This is a genomic window from Streptomyces sp. NPDC096013 (assembly GCF_044763565.1).
Lineage (GTDB): Bacteria > Actinomycetota > Actinomycetes > Streptomycetales > Streptomycetaceae > Streptomyces.
On record NZ_JBIWGK010000034.1, the window covers coordinates 16,675 to 36,033 of the forward strand.

Annotated in this window: 16 protein-coding genes; 10 read left to right on the plus strand and 6 right to left on the minus strand. The window is 68.5% G+C overall.

Annotated elements, in window-relative coordinates:
• Positions 1 to 10: 10 nt before the first annotated feature.
• From ACIRB1_RS46605 to ACIRB1_RS46620, 4 genes are all read left to right on the plus strand, one after another.
• Positions 11 to 919 (plus strand): alpha/beta hydrolase, encoded by a 909-nt coding sequence (locus ACIRB1_RS46605; protein WP_403470049.1) that lies wholly within the window; start codon positions 11 to 13, stop codon positions 917 to 919.
• On the plus strand, positions 916 to 1,878 hold the full coding sequence (locus ACIRB1_RS46610; RefSeq protein ID WP_403470050.1) for an NADP-dependent oxidoreductase: 963 nt from the start codon (positions 916 to 918) through the stop codon (positions 1,876 to 1,878). Before ACIRB1_RS46605 ends, ACIRB1_RS46610 begins: the two co-directional genes overlap by 4 nt.
• A gap of 367 nt (positions 1,879 to 2,245) precedes the next feature.
• Positions 2,246 to 2,989: a recombinase family protein gene (locus ACIRB1_RS46615; RefSeq protein ID WP_403470051.1), complete on the plus strand. Its 744-nt coding sequence runs from the start codon at positions 2,246 to 2,248 to the stop codon at positions 2,987 to 2,989.
• Entirely contained in the window at positions 2,986 to 3,174 is a 189-nt protein-coding gene (locus tag ACIRB1_RS46620; protein ID WP_403470052.1) for a hypothetical protein, read from the plus strand. Before ACIRB1_RS46615 ends, ACIRB1_RS46620 begins: the two co-directional genes overlap by 4 nt.
• A gap of 607 nt (positions 3,175 to 3,781) precedes the next feature.
• On the opposite strand, the gene ACIRB1_RS46625 is transcribed toward ACIRB1_RS46620, so the two are convergent.
• Complete coding sequence (locus tag ACIRB1_RS46625) at positions 3,782 to 4,948, minus strand: cytochrome P450 (protein ID WP_403470053.1); 1,167 nt, start codon at positions 4,946 to 4,948, stop codon at positions 3,782 to 3,784.
• A gap of 760 nt (positions 4,949 to 5,708) precedes the next feature.
• Between ACIRB1_RS46625 and ACIRB1_RS46630 the strand changes: the two genes are divergently transcribed.
• The 4 genes from ACIRB1_RS46630 to ACIRB1_RS46645 all read left to right on the plus strand — a co-directional run bounded on the left by ACIRB1_RS46630 (position 5,709) and on the right by ACIRB1_RS46645 (position 10,589).
• The gene (locus tag ACIRB1_RS46630; protein WP_403470054.1) at positions 5,709 to 6,218 is read left to right on the plus strand and encodes a hypothetical protein; all 510 of its coding nucleotides are present in this window, start codon (positions 5,709 to 5,711) and stop codon (positions 6,216 to 6,218) included.
• 445 nt (positions 6,219 to 6,663) lie between these two features.
• Positions 6,664 to 7,017, plus strand: a complete 354-nt coding sequence (locus ACIRB1_RS46635; protein WP_403470055.1) for a hypothetical protein — start codon at positions 6,664 to 6,666, stop codon at positions 7,015 to 7,017.
• Between the two features lie 127 nt (positions 7,018 to 7,144).
• The gene (locus ACIRB1_RS46640) at positions 7,145 to 8,608 is read left to right on the plus strand and encodes an NF041680 family putative transposase (protein ID WP_403470056.1); all 1,464 of its coding nucleotides are present in this window, start codon (positions 7,145 to 7,147) and stop codon (positions 8,606 to 8,608) included.
• Between the two features lie 784 nt (positions 8,609 to 9,392).
• A complete protein-coding gene (locus ACIRB1_RS46645; RefSeq protein ID WP_403470057.1) occupies positions 9,393 to 10,589 on the plus strand; it encodes a hypothetical protein in 1,197 nt (398 codons plus the stop codon).
• A 90-nt stretch (positions 10,590 to 10,679) separates the two neighbouring features.
• Here ACIRB1_RS46645 and ACIRB1_RS46650 read toward each other — a convergent pair whose 3' ends face one another.
• Positions 10,680 to 11,198 (minus strand): peptidylprolyl isomerase, encoded by a 519-nt coding sequence (locus tag ACIRB1_RS46650; RefSeq protein ID WP_403470058.1) that lies wholly within the window; start codon positions 11,196 to 11,198, stop codon positions 10,680 to 10,682.
• 244 nt (positions 11,199 to 11,442) lie between these two features.
• Here ACIRB1_RS46650 and ACIRB1_RS46655 point away from each other — a divergent pair.
• A protein-coding gene (locus ACIRB1_RS46655) for an IS5 family transposase (RefSeq protein ID WP_403470064.1) occupies positions 11,443 to 12,224 on the plus strand; the annotation gives its coding sequence in 2 pieces (ribosomal slippage) (positions 11,443 to 11,758 and positions 11,758 to 12,224; 783 coding nt in all).
• A 717-nt stretch (positions 12,225 to 12,941) separates the two neighbouring features.
• Here the strand turns inward: ACIRB1_RS46655 and ACIRB1_RS46660 are convergent.
• Positions 12,942 to 13,682 carry a GAF and ANTAR domain-containing protein gene (locus tag ACIRB1_RS46660; RefSeq protein WP_403470059.1) on the minus strand — a complete coding sequence of 247 codons (741 nt, stop codon included), beginning with the start codon at positions 13,680 to 13,682 and terminating at the stop codon, positions 12,942 to 12,944.
• A 628-nt stretch (positions 13,683 to 14,310) separates the two neighbouring features.
• Here ACIRB1_RS46660 and ACIRB1_RS46665 point away from each other — a divergent pair.
• Positions 14,311 to 14,712 (plus strand): STAS domain-containing protein, encoded by a 402-nt coding sequence (locus ACIRB1_RS46665; protein WP_403470060.1) that lies wholly within the window; start codon positions 14,311 to 14,313, stop codon positions 14,710 to 14,712.
• A 429-nt stretch (positions 14,713 to 15,141) separates the two neighbouring features.
• On the opposite strand, the gene ACIRB1_RS46670 is transcribed toward ACIRB1_RS46665, so the two are convergent.
• From ACIRB1_RS46670 to ACIRB1_RS46680, 3 genes are all read right to left on the minus strand, one after another.
• On the minus strand, positions 15,142 to 18,039 hold the full coding sequence (locus tag ACIRB1_RS46670) for a trypsin-like serine protease (protein ID WP_403470061.1): 2,898 nt from the start codon (positions 18,037 to 18,039) through the stop codon (positions 15,142 to 15,144).
• Between the two features lie 53 nt (positions 18,040 to 18,092).
• The gene (locus ACIRB1_RS46675) at positions 18,093 to 18,404 is read right to left on the minus strand and encodes a trypco2 family protein (RefSeq protein ID WP_403470062.1); all 312 of its coding nucleotides are present in this window, start codon (positions 18,402 to 18,404) and stop codon (positions 18,093 to 18,095) included.
• A 446-nt stretch (positions 18,405 to 18,850) separates the two neighbouring features.
• Positions 18,851 to 19,114 (minus strand): DUF6207 family protein, encoded by a 264-nt coding sequence (locus tag ACIRB1_RS46680; RefSeq protein WP_403470063.1) that lies wholly within the window; start codon positions 19,112 to 19,114, stop codon positions 18,851 to 18,853.
• Positions 19,115 to 19,359: the final 245 nt, after the last annotated feature.

The window sequence follows — 19,359 nt, forward strand, 5'->3', positions numbered from 1 at the left end:
AAACGACGACATGACCCGCAGTCAGCTGGACTCCGTGTCCGACCTCTTGGTGAACTCGCCGCTGGACCTGGGCGGCGACGTGTCGAAGATGCGCCGCGTCTTCGACGAGATGCTCGGCGCCGCGCCGGTGCCCGGCGATGTCCGCACCCGGACCACCGACCTGGGCGGGGTGCCCGCCGTCGAGGTGCGCGTCGGCGACGCAGTGCCGACGGCCGGCACCGTGCTGTACTTCCACGGCGGCGCCTACGCGATCGGCTCCGCCGCCGCCAGCGTCGGCCTGGTCTCCGAGATCGCCCGGCGCACCGCAGCCACCGCGCTGTCCGTCGACTACCGGCTCGCCCCCGAACATCCCTTCCCGGCCGCGGTGGGCGACGCGCTGGCCGCCTACCGGGCGCTGCTCGACCGAGGCGTCCTGGCCGGCTCGATCGCGGTCACCGGCGAATCGGCCGGCGGCGGCCTCGCCCTCGCCCTGCTGCTGGCGATCCGGGAAGCGGGGCTGCCGCAGCCGTCGTCCGCGACCGTCCTGTCCCCATGGACGGACCTCACCCAGTCCGGCGGCACCATGACCACCCGGGCCGACGCGGATCCGGCGCTCACCCGCCGGGCCCTTCAGACCAGGGCCGCCGACTACCTCGCCGGGGCGGATCCACGCACCCCGCTGGCCAGCCCGCTGCATGCCGATCTGCGCGGACTGCCGCCGCTGCTGATCCAGGCCGGCGGCCGGGAGATCCTGCTCGACGACGCCCTGCGGCTGGCCGCGCGGGCCGCCCACGCCGACGTCCCGGTCACCCTGCGAACCTTCCCCGGAGCGCCGCACGTCTTCCAGGGCTTCGCCCCGCTCGTCGACGAGGCGGCGCAGGCCCTCGACCAGGTCGCCGCCTTCATCAACGGCCATATCCAGCCGGAGGGACGCCCGTGAAAGCCGTACGTTTCCACCGCTACGGAGACATCGACGTGCTCGGCGTCGAGGACGTCGAACCGCGTCCGCTGGGCCCACGCGACGTGCTGGTACAGGTGCGGGCCGCCGGGATCAACCCGGGCGAGGCCAAGATCCGTACCGGGGCCCTGCACGAGCGGTTCCCCGCGACGTTCCCCTCCGGACAGGGCAGCGACCTCGCCGGAACCGTCGCCGCGACCGAGGCGGCGGTGACCGGCTGGGAGCCCGGGGACCCGGTTCTCGGCTGGTCCTGGGAGCGGTCCAGCCACGCCGAGTACGTCGTCGTCCCGCACGACCAGCTCGTCCGCAAGCCCGACGGGCTCCCCTGGACCGCCGCAGGCGCCCTCTACGTCGCGGGCAGTACCGCCTGGGCGGCGGTCACCGCTGTCGACCCGAGGGCCGGCGAAACGGTCGTGGTCAGCGGGGCCGCCGACGGGGTCGGCACCATCGCCGTCCAACTCCTGCGCCTGCGCAGGGCGCACGTGGTCGCGATCGCCTCCCCGCGGCACCGGGGCTGGCTGGAGTCCCAGGGCGCCACCTTCGTCCACTACGGGAGTGGAGTCACCGAACGCCTCCGCCGGGCGATCGAGGGCGACGGGGCGGGCACGGCGCACGCCTTCCTCGACTTCCACGGCGGCGACTACCCGCGGATCGCGCTCTCCCTGGGGGTGCCGCCGCGCAGGGTCAACACGCTCGACTACGGCGTCGCCGCCGCGCTCGGCGCCCGGGCACAGGGCAGTGCCGAGGGCACCAGCCAGGCGGTGCTGACCGAGTTGGCCGAACTGACGGCGGCCGGCCGGATCGAGGTGCCGATCAGTCGGGCCCACCCGCTGGGAGAGGTCCGGGCGGCCTTCACCCACCTGGAACACGTCCACCCTCTGGGCAAGGTCGTCCTCCTCCCAAACGCCGTCCCCAACAGCATCGAGAGCAACGGCGCTTGAACTGACTCCAGGTGACGCTAACTCAGGCTGGGGCGGAGCCCTCAATGAGCGCCCAGTACCTTCTCCGCAACGGCTCCGGCGAGCAACCCCCAGCATCAGGCAGCCCCGCGGCGGTATCGGCGTCCGAGTAGGAGCGGACCAGGAAACCGGTATTGCTGTTCAGAAGTTTTGACAGGCCGTGATCCGAGCCGTCAGGTCGTCCTCCCCGGCTTCCCGTCTGTCGTCAAACGATGGCGAGCGGCGCGTCCAACGAACCCGTGCCATCCCGGGGTTCACGGCGGCCCGAATCCAATCAGATCCGATGGTGATTGCTGACAGGGTTTGACGACAGATAGGGTCCGATCCTTCGTACGGAAGGGGCCCGTCGGTGGCGAACCTGGTCTACAAGCGGGTCTCGACGGACCAGCAGTCGACCGCCCGGCAGGACCTCGTCCTGGATGAGGCCGGGATCGATGACCCGGTCGTCTTCGAGGAGGACCCGGGGACCTCCAGCCGCCTTCACCCGCTTCAGCGGCCGAAGTTCGGAGAGCTGCTGACGTACGCGCGGCCAGGCGACACCGTGCACGTCTCCGAGATGTTCCGCCTGGTGCGCGGCACCGTGCACATCCTCGACGTGCTCGACGTCCTGCACCGCGACCGTCTCGCCCTGCGCATCCACGACGGAGCGTTCTCCGCGATGGACCTCACCGCACGCCACCCGCGCACCGGAGAACTGCTGTCCACCGTGAAGTTCATGGTGCAGACCCTCGCCGCCGCCGGCGAACTCCAGCGCGACCTCCAGCGGGAACTCACCTACGACGGACTGCGGGCCGCCGAGGCCAAGGGCAACAAGGGCGGACGTCGCCCGGCCGTTACGGCAGCGAAGGCCGCGCCGTACGCGCTGCATACCTGGACGGCCAGTCCATCGCAGCCCTGGCCCGCGACCACCACGTCAGCCGCGGCGCCGTCCGCACCGCCATCGCCGACCTCCTACCCGAACGCGTCACCGACCACCAGGACGGTCCGACTCCGGAACTGCCGGTCGACCTCGACATGCCGGGCAAGGTCGCCGACTTCCTCCGCACCTCAGACCTGGACCCCACCGAGCGGGCCGCGCTCGATCAGGGCATGACCGTACGGCGCGGTCAGGGCTACACGCTGCGCGTCAGCACCGTGCCCGCGGTCCACCGCCAACTCCTCGACCGCTGCCATCCCCTCGACGGCACCCCGGGGGCCCCGGCGATCCCGGCGCAGCGCAAGGCCCGCCGCGAGTACGAGAACCGCGTCAACGTCCTGGCGGCCGACATCGAGTGCTGAGTCGACCCCCCAAGATCAAGTTCTGGCGGCATCTGGGCTTACCTCGGCGCTACCCCGTCCTGGGGATATACCGGGAGCCCGCGCCTGCGCGGGTGCGGGCGCAGGAAGGCCCTGCCCTGCTTGTCGGGCTAGCTCTACGGGAACACCCGTGTCCTGCCCACAGCCGGCGGCAACGCCGCCCGGGGGCCGGCTACTGCCTGACACGGGCTCATACGCATGCGGCACCGGCGGTCGGCAACCCCGTCGGCAGGGTCGCGTGTCCGCCGGAGCAGCCCCGCACGGCCCGGAGCATCGCGACCGAAGATGCGTTCCACCTGCGCTTCCTCGCCCCAGTCCGGTGTCCTACGCGCAGATGGCCACCGTTGTAGGACCGCGCATCTGATCGAGGTCGTCACCAGCTCCGGGATGAAGACCGGGAGAACGCGACCTCTGGCGGTGTCTGTCCCACTTGCGAGTGACCGAGATCGGTCACGAATCCTGTCTGTGGTTGCGGACAGTCCCGGTGATCATGGCGATTGTGCGTACGTCAACCGCGCCTCTGCAAGGGCTGGGCACGGCTTCCTGCTCGGGTCGGCGCTGGGCGGTGGGTGCTCTTCGCACGGCCGTGTCAGCAGCGGGCGAGCGGCAGCCTCGCCAGGCCGCGCATCACACGGGTCGGGCGCCATACGAGGTCCTCGGCCGGGACAGCCAGGCGCACCGGGCCGAGCCGGTCCAGAAGCAGAGGGAACGCAATGACGCCCTCCAGGCGGGCCAGTGCCGCCCCGATGCAGAAGTGGGGGCCCCGGCCGAAGGCCAGATGGTCATTGGGATGGCGGGTCAGGTCCAGGTCGTCCGGGCCCTCGAACTGATCGGGGTCCCGGTTGGCCGAACCGATCAGCAGGCTCACCACCTCCCCGGGGCGGATAGTCTGCCCGTCGACGTCCACCGGCTGCGCGGCCACCCGGAAGGTCGCATCCCGCACCGGGGAGTCGTAACGCAGCAGTTCCTCCACCGCTGTCCCGCCCAGATCAGGGTCGGCGGCGAGCTGTTTGCCCTGGTCGGGGTGCTGGATCAGGGCAAGCATGCCATTGCCGATCAGGTTGAGCGTGGTGTCATGACCCACCAGGAGCAGCAGGTACGCGGTCGACAGCAGCTCCTCCTCGCTGAGGGCGCCCGTGGCGTCACGGGCATGCACGAGAGCGCCGAGGAGATCGGTCTCGGCCGCCCGTTCCGCTCCCGCGGTGCGCTTGTGCGCGACCAGCCGGGTCAGGAAGGCATACAGGTCCCGTTCGCTGCGGGCGGCTTCCTCGGGGGTGGCGCGGGCGCCGGTAGGCAGCACCGTGGCCAGCAGCAGATCGCGCAGACCAGGGGTGTCGAGGGTCTTGGGGACGCCGAGGATGCGGCAGATCATCCGGAAGGTCAGCGGCCCGGCGAACTCCTCGATCAGGTCAAGGGACTCGCGCCGGTGCAGCCCGTCCAGGAGATCCTCGGCCGCAGTGCGGATGACCGGGGCGAGCGCAGTGATCCGGCGCGGGATGAAGCCGGTGTTCACCAACTGCCGCAGCCGGGTGTGCTCGGGCGGGTCACTGTGCACCAGATGCCGGTTCAGGCCCGCCGGCCCCGACACGTACCCAGGAACCCGGCCGGGCCGCTTGCTCAGCCTGGCGTCGCTCAGCAGCACGTTCACCTCGGCATACCGGGCGATCTGCCACACCGCCAGGCCATTGGCCTTGCGCTCGCAGGAGACCGGGGCGTGCCGGCGCAGCCACGAGAAGTAGGGATAGGGATCGTTCACCCGCAGGTCGTAGAGATCCCGCGGCGGCCGGGCACGCGGACCCGGAGTCGGCAAAGGCACGCCCCTCCAACGAGCAAACCGGGCGGAGGGGACGATCTTCGTGCGAGCGAGTTCAGCACCCCGCCGTGCGGGGGCGAGCACCAGATGCTCAAGCCTGCGGCCGGCCGGCCCCACCTCCGACCGGCTCTCCTGTGCTCAGATGCCTCGGGCCGTCAGCCGACAGCCCACGGCGATCTGTCCAGACAGCCACCGTCTATGCCGGTATCCCCCCATCGGGTTATCGACTTCCGGCCACCGCCCGACCGACGGCGACGAAACGCGTGGTGTCGTTCCCGCCGAGCCTGACCAGGCACAACACAAGACCTCAACCGCCTGTCGCGCACCAGCCTGGCAAGGGTCCTCTGCCTGAGCGTAGACAGGAGCACGAAGCCGCTTCGGCAGAGAGGATCAGCTCTCCACGGGAAGCCGGGGCGCCTGTGGTGGAGCAGACCTTCGGTCCTGCTCCACCAGTTCAAACGCCTCGCCATCCGCTGGGGCCGCCGCCTCGAACTCCACGATGTCTTCGCCTCATTGGGCTGAGGTCTGGTCTGTCGGGGCCGCCACAAGAAATCTGAGTCATGATCAACGCTGCGAGCTCTTGAGGCACGGTCGCCGACAACAGCAGCGAACAAGCGGGGATGCGAGTGACGGGTGAGCCTGGAGTCCTGAGCAGGGGTTACCAGGAAATATGAACTAGTCACTTACACGAGTTAATAAGGAAATGCAGAACAGTTTCTCCATGAGCCTGGCTGATCCGATGGGGGTGTCAGCCATGCGCTTGAGAGAGCGCACCGAGGGACTGGGGAGAAGCATGCTCAAGAGACTTCGTTGGGCCGGAATCGCGCTGGCGGGCGGCGCGCTGGCATTCGGTGCCCTGGCGGGCTCCGCGACGGCGGAAGGGACGGCGGCGCGCGCCTTGCCGGCCGACTCCTCGGTGGGGGTCCCGCACATCGTGGAGGGAACTCCAGTGACCATTCCGGTGGCCAGCGGCGGCTACCCCGGCAGGGCTGCCGCGCAGGCCGTGTGCCCCGGCGGGGAGGTCCTCACGGGCGGCGGGGTCAACGTCACCGCGGGCAACTCGCACGCGGAGCGGTACGAGCTTCACTCCACCAAGCCGGCCGGCGGGGGCCGGTGGTGGGGCTTCGCCACCAATACCGACAGCGCCGACCCGGGAACGATTCAGGCGTACGCCATCTGTGCAAAGGTCATCAGGGTTCACCGCCTGGACTGATACGGCCTCGCCAACAGGCTGGCGCGACAGGCCGGGCACGACGATGAATTCCCGTCTCTGTGCGAAGCCGAGGCAGACCAAAGCAGTGGTGTCGTCGCGTGATGCCGGGTCAAGGAAGTTCTGTCAGGACCGTGGTGCAGCCCGGCGTGAGGCAGGCACGGCTTTCAAGATCATGGAGTTTTCGACGGCCCGTGATCCCAGTGGAAGAACGTGCCTGCTGACGCAGCCTTGTTGATCCCGCCTGTACTTGACCAGCTCCGCGGCACCCGCTCTTTTCGGCAAACCTGTCGACGGCACGTCACCGACCGCTATGTCATGACCGGATCAGAAACACGCACTCGGCTTGTCTTTTAACCTGCTGCGCCCTCAAGGGGTGCGTGGTGTACTGGTCGGCCGTCCGGCTTGTTGATGAAGGCGGCGCGAACCAGAGCGCTACGGAGTGAGCATGTGGGACGGCCCCTTCTACCGAGTCAGACGTGACGGATACGAAATCTGCTTCGTGCCCGGCGCCGGGGAGGACCTCGACGAGGTCTGCAATGTGGACATGTGGGTCATCCGCGATGACGGAGATCGCTGGTCCGGAACCGTGTTCACTCTCGACGAAGTGCACCGGATCATGGACCGTCAGCGGCAGGCCGGCGAACCAGAGGGCGACTACTGGTGGTGCTGGGATGGCCTCATCGTGCGCGACGCGGGTGTGCAGTCGATGGTCAAGGTCATCGACGGGCTCGTCGCCGCAGGCGAGCACGAGACAGTCCTTCGCCACGTTGGGCCCGAAGAGAACGCTTGCTCTCGTTGACTCCCCGGCTGACCGAACGATGCCCCGAACGTGATCGCTCGTACGAGGATTCTGGGGACGTGAACACGGCCCCCGCCTGATCCTGTGCTCCGACCAAGAAGGCACTTGACCAGCGAAGGCCGTGGGAATGAGTCTGCTGCACCACAATGGCCGGGACGAGGCATTCGACTTCACGTCCCACTTCCGGGAGGACTTCTACGCATGTCTGACCCGACGCGCTGACACACTGTTCGAGCTCTGCGACGCGATGCTCTGCGGGGACGGCCCGGTGACGTCGCCGGTCGATCTGACGCTGCTGGCCGAGCACCGGCGTGGGCACGGCGCGTTGTACGACGCGCTCAACCAGGGCTGCATCGATGCGGACAGGCTGCGCAAGGCACTGGCCGTCCTGCCGCAGCCGAAGGCCGCCGACGGGCGGCTGGTCCTGGCAGTCGATGTCTCGCCGTGGCTGCGTCCGGACGCGCCGACCAGCCCGGACCGCCTGTTCTGCCACGTCTACGGACGCTCAGGACGCTCCAGCGACCAGTTCATCCCCGGCTGGCCGTACTCGTTCGTCGCCGCGCTGGAGACGGGCCGCACCTCGTGGTGCCAACTGCTGGACGCCATCCGTCTCGGCCCCCACGACGATGTCGCCGAGGTCACCGCCCGGCAGGTCCGCCGCGTCGTGAACGACTTGATCGACCAGGGCCAGTGGGAAGACGGCGACCCGAACATCCTGGTCGTGTTCGACGCCGGCTACGACGCCCCACGCATGGCCTACCTCCTTACCGGCCTGCCCATCGAGGTGCTCGGACGGATGCGCTCGGACCGGGTCATGCGCCGTCCGACACCTACGCAACTGGAGTACGCCCTGGCCTACCCCCAGGGCGGCAGGCCGCCGAAGCACGGCAAGGAGTTCCGTTTCGCCAAACCGGACACGTGGGGCGGGCCCGACGCGGAGACCGTGCAGGTCACCGACCGCTATGGCACCGCGCAGGCGATGGCCTGGGACCGTATCCACCCCCGGCTCACCACCCGCAGTGCGTGGATCGACCACGACGGCGAACTCCCCATCATCGAGGGCACCCTGATCCGTCTGACGGTGGACTACCTGCCCGGCGGCGGCGACCCACTGCCCGTCTGGCTGTGGTCCTCACAGACCGGCATGACCAGCGAAGAAGTCGACCTGCGGTGGCAAGCGTTCCTGCGGCGCTTCGACCTTGAACACACTTTCCGATTCGTAAAGCAGACGCTCGGCTGGACCCGCCCCAGGCTCCGCAGCCCCGAGGCCGCAGACCGGTGGACATGGCTCGTCATCGCAGCGCATACCCAGCTGAGGCTCACCCGCGAGGCCGCAGCCGACCTCCGCCGCCCCTGGGAGAAACGAGCCGAACCCGCCCGGCTCACCCCGGCCCGCGTCCGCCGGGGGTTCAGGAACCTCCGCCCCCACCTGCACAGCCCGGCCCGTGCGCCCAAACCCTCAACTCCAGGCCCAGGACGCCCACTCGGCTCAAAGAACCAACGACCGGCCACCCGCTACGACGTGGGCAAATCAACCAGACGCCCTGAAAGCATCGCGGAACGTATTCAACTCAAAGCTCACAAACCATAAAAAACAAGCTCGGCCGGTCTCACTGAACCTTGGCCACTGGCCGTTTCGTCTCACCGAACCCTGACGCTGCGTCCCTTCGTGTGGGAAGTACCGGATTGCCGGTACTGCGGCGGTCGGTGCGCGTTAGGTGTGACGTCTCCCAACCCCATGAGAACTGGAGCTTCCGATGCGAGCCCGTGCGATCGTCGCTGCCCTGCTCCTGGCCGGCGCGGCCGTTGTCCCCCTGTCCACCAGCGCCACGGCATCTGGCATGTCAGCCGCCGCCTGCAAGGAAGGGGCCAGTTTCGCCGCCGGCAAAGGGATCTGGACCTGCGCTCAAGGCCAGTACGTCATCACGGTCTGCCCCCCAGGCACCGAGGCCGTCCAGCAAGGGTTCGAGGCGGCCTTGTGCGACTACGCCTGACGTGTGACCAGCAGGGCCGGTGCATGCGGGGACAGGCCCCAGGAGGCGCGGCCGGTGCCCCTGGACCAGGTGCGTTCGTAGATGCCGGGGAATGCGTTGAACGCGCTTGACGCGGAGACCGGCGCGGAAGCGTCTTCCGGCGCGCAGGTCGTGCACGAATGCGGTGTCGGCCACGGTGTACTGCTCTTCGGGCGGAACGAGCCGGGGGCGTGGACGGTCGCTGCCGCGGCAGCGCTCGCCGCCTCCCTGGTGGTTGGCGTGCCTCGATGCGCCGGGGGTGCGACCGCTGCGGCCGTACGCAGGCGGTGCTGTCATCAGGGCAGGACCGGGTGAGGGCCGCACAGTCCGTGCCGTCGTGCCCGCTGCCGCAGGAGGCCGTTCATGACCGCGACACCCACCCTGGCAACCGGCTCCGAAACACCCGCCGCGCCTGCCGGACTCTGCCCGTACGCCACCCCGGCCACGTCGCCCGCTGAGGGAGAACCGGTCTTCACTCTGGCCGGCAACGGTGTCGGCACCTGGCGGCTGACCCGCCCGGCCGACGTGCGGGCCGTCCTGGACGACCCCGTCTCCTTCACTTCCCGCCGCGGCCCCGCGAGCCCTCCGCCCGGACCGGCCGGCCGGGGCATCCTCCCCACCGCCGAGGGCATGTTCGTCCAGCACGACGGCCCCGCCCATCTGGACTACCGGCGCCTGCTCGCCCGCGAGTTCTCCGCCGTGCGCACCAGCACCGCCACGCCGCGCATCACCGCCATCGCCGAGCAGTGCCTGGAGGACATGGTCCGTGCCGGAGCACCGGCGGACCTCGTTGCCCAGTACGCGCTGCCCCTGTCCTCGCAGGCCGTGTGCGCCGTCGTCGGGGTGCCGTGGGAGGTGCATGGGGCGCAGATGCTGGAGGTGTTCGCCGATCAGGACCTCAGCAACGCGGACCTCAACTCCACCACGAGCGGCGTCGACCACTTCCTGCGCGGCCTCGCCCGCGATGTCCTGGCCGAACCCGCCCGCCATCCCGGGCTGCTGGGCCGTATCGCCGTCCAGGGGCTGCCCGACCGGCCGCTCGGCGAAGCCGAACTGGCCGGCATCGCGAAACTCCTGCTGATGCCCGGCCATGTCAGCCCCACCTACATGCTGGCCCTGTCCGTGCTCACCCTCGTACAGGAACAGCCCGCCTGGTACGCGGAACTCGCCGCCGACCCCGACTGCGCACCCGATGTGGTCGAGGAACTCCTGCACCACATCACCATCAAGCAGTACGGCCTGACCCGCCGCGCGGTCCGTGACACCAAGGTCGGCGGGGTCCTCATCCGCGCCGGCCAGTGGGTCAACTGCTCCCTCGACTCCCCGGCCGATGAACTCACCGCGTTCACCCCCGGCGCCAGGCCCGCCACGCACCTGGCGTTCGGGCACGGCCCCCACCAGTGCCTGGGCCAGCACCTCAGCCGCACCGTGCTCGCCTGCGGCCTCACCGTCCTCGCCCGGCACCTGCCCAACCTTCGGCTGGCAACCGGGCCCGAATCCCTGGGCTGGCGCACCACCCACACCGTGGCCGGAGTCACCCAGCTGGCCGTCACCTGGTAATGGGCCCAGCGCGATGAGAATCGAGGTCACTCGTCGCTGCCCCGGTCCTCGTTGGCCGGCCCGGCCAACGAGGACGCTCAGGGTTCCGGGCTAACGCCGTTCGATGGTGATGGACTCGATGGTGATGTCCGTGCGCGGGCGGTCGTTGCCGTCGGTCGGGCGCGAGGCGATGGCGGTGACGATGTCTTGTCCCTCGATCACCTCGCCGAAGATCGTGTGCCGGTTGTTGAGGTGCGGCACCGGACCCAGGGTGATGAAGAACTGCGAGCCGTTCGTGCCCGGGCCTGCATTGGCCATGGCGAGCAGGTAGGGCCGGTCGAACTTCAGCGTCGGGTGGAACTCGTCCTTGAACCGGTATCCCGGACCGCCCCGCCCGTCGCCCTGGGGGTCACCTCCCTGGATCATGAAGCCGTCGATCACCCGATGGAAGAGCGTTCCGTTGTAGAGCGACCCCTTCCCCGATGCGCCGGTCTGCGGGTGCCGCCACTGCTTGGTTCCCTCAGCCAGGCCGACGAAGTTGGCCACCGTTTCCGGCGCCTCGTCGGGGAACAGCCCTACGACGACCCCTCCCAGCGTCGTATTCAGCGTGGCAAACCGTGCTTCCGCCATGGATTTGGTCCCGTCCTCTATGCCTCCGGATGAGGCGACTGCGCAAATCGAAACAGGACACCACCCAGTTCGGCTGACGGACACACCAGACATGCGCTCAACCCATCTCCCCATGGCGGCCTGGGTAGCGAGCACCGAGAGCACAACGAGCACCGCGACAACACGATCTTGTTAAAGTGCCCTCGTCGGGCGTGACCGATGTGGCGATTCGGCCGTTCGGGAGGGTGTGAGTACTCGGCCGTGGATCGTGGACGACGACTTGTGGGCGTTGATCGAACCGCTGCTGCCGCCCTGGCCGGAGAAGTCGCCGGGCCCGCAACCGGTACCGGACCGGCTGTGCCTTCAGGGCATCCTGTATGTCCTCCGCAACGACATAGCCTGGCAACTCCTGCCGCTGGAGCTCGGGTTCGGCTCGGGACAGACCTGCTGTCGGCGTCTGGATCGCTGGCAGCAGGCCGGCGTCTTCGATCAGTTGCACCGCATTCTGCTTGCCGAGCTGAACGCGGCCGGTGAACCCGACTGGTCCAGAGTTTGTGTGGACGGCTCCCACATCCGCGCGAAAAAAGGGGAGCCGAAACCGGTCCGTCGCCGGTCGACCGGCGGAAGAGGGGAAGCAAGCACCACTTGATCTGCGACGGACGCGGTACCCCGTTCAAGGTCATCACCACCGCGGCCAACGTCAACGACGTCACCCAGACCCTCGCCCTGGTCGACGGCATCCCGCCCGAGGCCGGACGGCCCGGCCGGCCACGCCGCCACCCCGATGCGCTGCTCGCGGATAAGGGCTACGACTCCAACCCCCACCGCGAGGAGCTGCGCAAGCGCCGGATCCTGCCGGTCATCTCCCGCAAGGGCGCCCCGAACATCAAGGGCCTGGGCAAACTCCGCTACGTCGTCGAGCAGACCTTCGCCCTGCTCCATCAGTTCCAGCGCCTCGCCGTCCGCTGGGAACGCCGAACCGAACTCCACGACGCCTTCGTCTCGTTGGCCTGCGCCCTGATCTGCTGGAGACGCCTCAAGCACTGACAGTTGTCCCACGGCCCTTCCAATCCCGCACGCTGTGGTAGGCGGCCACGTCGATGCCACCGCACCACGGTCCCGGGTGAGGCCACGTCACCGAGACCGAACCTCGTTGATCGTCCTCACGAATTTTGTGCCAGGCCCCGTTGAGACTTGCATAGTCACCTGGGCAACGGTCGGCTGCTTGGCCGCGGAGAGATATGCCCCGCGCAGCCCCGGGCGTGTGATCAGACGCGTCAGCGCCGTTGGAGGAGCGGTGATTCTTACGGCGCGTGGGCATGAGGATGGACGAGGGGGCGTAGCGTGGGGACGAGGCCGTTATGCGGTCTGTGCTGGGGCGGCCGCCGCCCATTCGGGTGGCGACGGCCGCCTGGGGCGTGAGGAGCGGGACTTTACCTCGTCAGCTCCTCACACCGGGTCCTCCGTGGGGGGATCGCGGGAGGTTCTCCCCGGGGAGGGCCGGGCTGGAGCCGCGTTGTCGGCGATGCGGCTCCAGTGGTCCGCTGGGGCGTCCGGTCGGTGTCGGCAGGGGATGCGGGTAGGCGAGACGGGACGCCGGTGCGGTCACGGAGCTTCGTCCCAACTCCGTGAAGAGAATACCTAGTTGCCCATCATGATCGGAAGCGCATCCGGCCCGCTCGTCCGTGGGCACGACATACACGCGCGCCGATCTCTGTGGGCGCTCGGTCGTGCTCGCCGGACAAATTGCCTGGCCCCATCACCTCAGAGGTCGGGAGGGTTGAATGCAGGCGGGGTGTGCGGAGGCTGGCCGGTGAGGCGGGTGATCAAGTCTGCGCACAGGTCACGGAGTTTGACGTTGCGGTTCTGGGAGGCAGCACGCAGGATCGCGAACGCCTCGGGGCTGGGGCAGCGTTGCTGGGCCATGATGATGCCGACGGCCTGGTCGATCACGCCGCGGTAGCGCAGCGCCTGCTGTACATCCTGGGTGAACTGCCGTGACTGGGCCATACGTTGGGCCAGTGCGATGGCGCCGGCGGCTTCGGAGGCCAGGGCGCGCAACGCCGGATGGTCGGCGGTATCAAAGGCGTGCGGCAGCGGCGCATACAGGTTCAGGGCGCCGGCGGTATCGGTACGGGCAGCTATGGGGAACGAGAGCGAGGACCGGGTTCCTGCTGCCAGCGCGTGTGCGGGGTATGAGCCCCACCGCTGCTCTTCCATCATGTCGAGGACATGGACTTCCTTGCCGGTGCGCAGAGCTTGCAGGCAGGGGCCGGTATCCAGGCCGTACTGCTTCTCGTCCAGGTGAGCGGCGCTGGTTCCCGCGCTGGTGACGGTGATGAAACCCCCCGCACGGTGGATGGTGATGCCGCACCCATCGGCGCCCGGCGCGCGGCGCATGGCCGCTTCGGCCAGGGCGTGCAGGAAGTCGTCCAGGGTCTCGGTGTCCAGCAGAAGATCGACCACGCTGGCCGCGTCCGAGGGTTCGCTGTTCGCGGAAGCCATCAGGGGTCCGTTCCGCGGGCTGCACTGCCCGCTGGCCGGGAGTGGAGGCGGTCACCGAGGTCAGCGAATTTCCCGTTTCGCAGGGCCACATCCCGGCATGCGGTCGACACCCAGCCTCAGAAGGGGACCTGGGGAAATGAGCCGCACCCCCACATTCCCCGGTGCACTCGCTCAGCGCAACCCTGCCCCACTATGGCCGCAGATATGAGGAAGGCTCCACCAGCTACCGGTTCGCCGAACTCCGGTGAAGCCCTGCCGCGATGCGGGGCGCACGGATGTGCTGCGGTGCAACTCGCTCGAGTCGATGAAGTATGCCGATCGGCCAGAACTTGGCACCGGTCGGCACTTTTGCCGGCCTGTACGACCCAAAGGTCCGTACGGTCTCTCAACGGGTCACCATTTTTACGGATCTACGCGCATCACACCCGACGAGCGTCGCCCTTGGCACAACCCCTTCCGCCCTGCGAGCTTTGTGAGAGCAGCAGTGTGTGCAGCGTGGTGTCGTCAATCCGGGAGAAACGGTTTTCCTTCCGGATCGGGCTGAATTCACTTTGATCTTGGGCATACTGGATGTGCCATGAAATGGCGTTCTCTGTAGTCGAGCTGTACCGCAAGGAGGCGGTCGGGAATGACGCTTCAGATCTCCAATGGGCAGGGGTATCTGATCGTGCAGATGCCCGCGGAAGTAGACATCGCGAATGCCGAGACAGTCCGGCAACAACTGCGTGACCTGTGCCGCAGTCAGCTGGATGCCGGGTCCCGTAACAGCGTCACCTCGGTGGTCGTCGACTGGTCCGCTTCCTCGATTCTGACGATGGCAGGGCTGACGGTGCTGGAGGATTTCCGACTGGCGGCCGCGGAAGCGCGGACGCCGGTCAAAGTGGTGGTCTCACGGCGACTGCCGCGCAAGGTCCTTGAGATGTGGGGGCTGAACGACGTAGTGCCGCTGTACGAGAGTGTGGATCATGCTGTCGCCGACGGGACCGAATCCAGCGAGCGCGGGCGGACCCTGGATCGTGAACGATCTTGAGTCCGCGAGCGATGCCCATGTCTACGGGATCAACCCCGACGTGCCGCCCCTGGACTGTGTCAACGCAAGATGAGACCGGGACTGCGGCGGCATCTCGTCTCCAAGGTTCGAGCGACTGAAGAAAACCAGACCGAGGAAATGGCCACGCCCGTGAGACAGGAGCGCGGCCATCGCTGTGAGACGGACAGGCGACCGCAGGTCACAGCATCGGCACATGACAGGGGCGGCGAGATCCCCCAAGCGATGTGGGATCTCAAATGCCGTGGCCAAATCTCACGACCAACGGCCACCCGGGGGCCGTTCAGCCGCAACCAGAGACTGGTTGGTTGTCCTGTCGCGTTGAAGCTGTCGGATTGTCACTCATTTTCGTTCGAGTTGACGGATTCTCATCACAACGCATGCTGAGCGGCAATGTCGCGCAAGCAGAGGTCAACGCCGGAGCCACTCAAGTAGTTCGTCGTGGCGTACCTGGTAGGCGGTTCCGGCAGACCTCAGCAGTCCTCGTTCATGGCACCAGCGCAGGAATGTGGTCAGGCGCCACGGCAGCTTTCCGCGGGTGGCCGAGATCAGGCCGAGGTACTGGCGGCTGGTGACCGCGACAAAACCGGGCCCGGCAGCCACACCGCAGGCCAGGGCCGTGATGACGGCGAGCGGCCAGGAAACTCGCAACCACTCGACGCTCAACGTCCCGTAGAGCGTGAGAGCCGCGACGACGGCACCGGACACCATCCCTGCCATCGCGTCATTGCGCAGTGGGGACAGCGGCGTGGGCACCCCGGGCGGATCCGGGTCGGGGTCTCCGCCGTTGTTGCGCCGAGCGGCGCGCAGCCCTGCGGGTACCCCCGCCACCAGCCCGATTGCTCCGGCTCCGCATCCCGCGGTGAGACCGATGAAATCGCCGAGTCGGCCAGCGAGGAACCCAGCCGCCACTGTCACCGCCAGGGCAGATGGGGTGCTGACCGCCACCAGATGGCGGCGGTCGATGTCCGCCCGCACCGACAGCGCCAGGCCGAGACCGAAGACGGCTGCGAACCCGGCGCCGGCGGCCAGCGCGAAGCCCGGACCGAACAGGGCCGTCAGCGGAAGCATGAGGACGCCGCCCAGTGTGGCGCCCAGGGCGATCCGGCTCCAGCCGAGTCTGCTGCGTAGCCGCTGGAACAGGATGCGGCGCGGCTGGACGTATCGTGCACGTGCGTTCCAGGCCGACAGCAGCGGCGCAGGGGTCAGCAGTGCGAGCAGTACTGCGCCGGGCAGTGGCAGGGCGTGGTTGCGGTGGAGACAGACCGCCAAGGAGAGCAGGGCAGGCAGCCAGCAGGCGATGGAGATCGCTGCGGCGGCATAGCGGGCGCTGCGCGGCCCGGCGACCGGCCACAGCGTATGGATGGCCAGGTCTCGGGATGGTACGACGGCACCGCTGCCGTCGGTCGGTGCCGTGTGGCCGCCGGGCAGGCTTCCGGTGAGCAGCCGCAGCCACTGAGTCACGTCTTGCGCCTGGTACCGCCGACGCCGGTCGGCCGGATCTGGCTCGCACAAGGCCGGGATGAGTTCCTCCAGCAACGCCGCGTGCAGTTCTTCCCGCTCTCGGCCGCCCGAGGCTGGTACCCCGATGAAGGAGCGGAGTTTCGTGGTTCCGGCTTCCGTCTGCGATGCCAGTGACGCCAGCGTGAGCATCCACGGTGAGGACAGCACCGCTCTCGTGGCCGTCCCCGCTGCGAAGAGATCGTCCTTCAATTCGGCGAGCCGGGCCCTGTTCCTGGTCCGCTCGTCCAGGAACCGTCGTCCGTCGACGGGCTGGACCTCCTCGATCTGCACCGTCGCACAGTCCAGCAGACGCTGATCGGCGCGGCTGAGCTCGGCGTACTCATCCGAACGGCAGGTCAGCACCAATGGCCCCGCGAAGCGGTTGAGTTGGGCCAGCGCGGCGATACCCCTGGGTCGTCTGCTGTCTGTGGGGTCCATCTCGTCGAGGCCGTCCAGGACCGGCATGACACGCCCGGACGCCAACAAGTCCCGCGCCCTGGTCTCGGAACCGCCCAGGTACTCCTGACCCAAGCGAGCGCTGAACCAGTCGGCGAACGTCGCGCTGGTGTCCCATTCCAACAGGCCGACCGGCACCGGCACCGGCCCGTCGTAGTGCTTGCGGGCGAGCACCCGATGGACGAGTTCATAAGCCAGGAGCGTCTTGCCCGAGCCGGGACCGCCCGTGATGACCAGGCGTTTCGGCCGAAGCCCGTCCAGGTAATGGGCGATGCCGTTGAAGTCCCCGCGAGGCCAGGCCCTGTCGGCGTCCCTGCCGCCCTGCGGCACGGTGACGAAAGTGACGTTGATGGCCTTGCTGTCGTTGCCCAGCAGTTGCCAACGACGTCGCTCTACCTCCCCCCGGACGGCCTCACGCAGCCTTTGGACTGCAGCTTCCCGGCCGGCCCCTGCCGACTGCGGGCCACGGAGCCAATCGATGCCCCATCCGGCCAGAACGCCGGACAGCGTCGATCCGATCGGCCAAGTGACGCCCGACTCGGCCGGGGACAGCGCCAAGAGCGCCAAGATCGTCACCGTCCCTCCCGCGGCGGGCACCAGCAGCCTCTTCAAGCGGTGCCCTGAGGAGGGCGGCGGTATGGCAATCGGCGCGTAGTCCGGCTCGTCGTCGGGATCGGGAGACGCCTCGCCGATGTCCTCGGTGACGAAGTGGACACCATGGGCCCGTAAGGTCTGCTCGAATCCCGGCAGTTCGGCGAGGACGCTGACGGGTACGGCCTCCAGCACACCGGGCGCGAAGCTCTTGTCCGCCGTCAGGACCGCGATCAGGTGTGGTCCGCACAGCAGCCCGGTCCCCGAGCTGCCGCGCCATCCCGAGCGGCTCGGCACAATGCCCACGTCGACATGCACCGTCGTCATCCGCGACTTCATGCCATGCAACGGGTCCACATGGCCACGTATCGGCATGGTGTCCCGTGCGTGGTCGGGACGTGTGACCGCGTCGGGAAAGCCCAGCCCGAGGCAGGGCACGCGGTCCTTGCCCACGATCCGCCCGAATCGCACCGTCGGAGTCACCGGCGGTTGCCAGTCCGGCCCGGTGATCCGCAGTAGCGCACCGTCCGCGTCCGGCAACACCTCCGAAGCTGCTGCTTCCGGCAGCCACACCAGTTCGGCAGCCGTCCAGTCCGCGCGGCCCTCCGGATCCAGCTGCCGGACCTCCACGCTGCCGCGCATCCGGACCCCGTCCACGACGTGGTGCGCAGTGAGCACCACGTCGTCACCGATCAGGTACCCGCTGCCCGACTTCCCCAGGACCGGATTCCAGATCTCCATGACCCGTGCCTGATCCATCCCCCGTCCTGTTCCTCACCCGACGAGCTGTTCTCCACGCGGACCGTTCGCGGCTATTTCGGACGCTTCGGAGAGTCGGCGGAGATCCTCAGATCGTTGTCGTCGCTGTCGACCGGCTGCAGGGTGAGCTTGACACGGTGGGTCTGGCCCACGCTTGCCGCACCATGCGCCTCAACCGTCCAGGGAAGAACGAAGACCTTGGCCTTGGCCCCGCCGTCCTTCTTGACCTCCACGGTGAACTCGAGTTCCACCGGCCCGGTCCTGAATTTCAGGGACTCCTCCCTGCCTGCTTCCATGGCGCTCTGCAACTCAGCACGAATCGCGCTGATGGTCTCCCCCAGCTCGGCCCATGGTTCCTGCGGCACGGCGATACCCCCTGATGACTGACCCTGACGCCTGGACGGCGCAAAGCGGGCATGGCCAAACGTGCGCCGGCCCGCTTCGGTTCGAACCGTATCCGGTCCCGATCTCCCCTGCGGCCGGGACCAGCAAACACTGGCCGACTCGGTACGCATCGCCACACGCAGGTGCCGGCGCTTCTGCCTCTACCGCGAACGCAACTTCCGCGAAAGCCAGGTGGTTTGAGAACACCGACCACCAGCATTCTCAAGCCACCTGGCACCTTCGCAGGTCAGCGAGCCGCTACCTGCCAGATGCACTTCGACAGCACAGAGCCTTACCCATCGGTGGCCGCCCCGAGGATTCGGACACGGCCGTGAGACTGGACAGCTGGCCAAGCCGTGCGACAGCGCGACAACCACCAGGTCGCAGCGTCGCCGTTGGCCACGGGCGGCGAGATCCCACATCCAGCCTATGAGCCGTCCCGCCGTCCGGCACGAGGAAGGCCCCGCGTAGGGGCTGTCGCTACGCTCCGGCTTCCTGGCGGATGTCCAGGAAGAGCCACAGCTGCAGGCCGGGTTCGCCGGGCTCCCGGGTCTGTACGGTCCGCCGGCGCCACCGCGCACTGCGCGGCGAGCAGTTCCTGGACGGTGAACGCGGTCTCGTCGTCGGCCGTCGCGACCTCCACCACGGCCAGGCCGGGAAACGCCACATGCGCGTCGTCGGTCTGCTTCATGTACGGCACGACGCCAACAACGCCCGCCGAAGTTCTCCCACTCCGGCGACTTCACCCGACCGGGTAAGGCCGCGTGTCATCGAGGTCGCTGATCGGCTTGCGGGTGCGTCGGGGCCAGGAGTGTGGCGGTGATTCAGGGGAAGCCGGATGGGTGGCTGTCGGGGCGTCTGACATGAGGGGGGCGGTATGGGCCTGGCCGGGCAGGACGGGGGCCCGCGGTCGCTTATGGGCCAGGGGATGTCGGT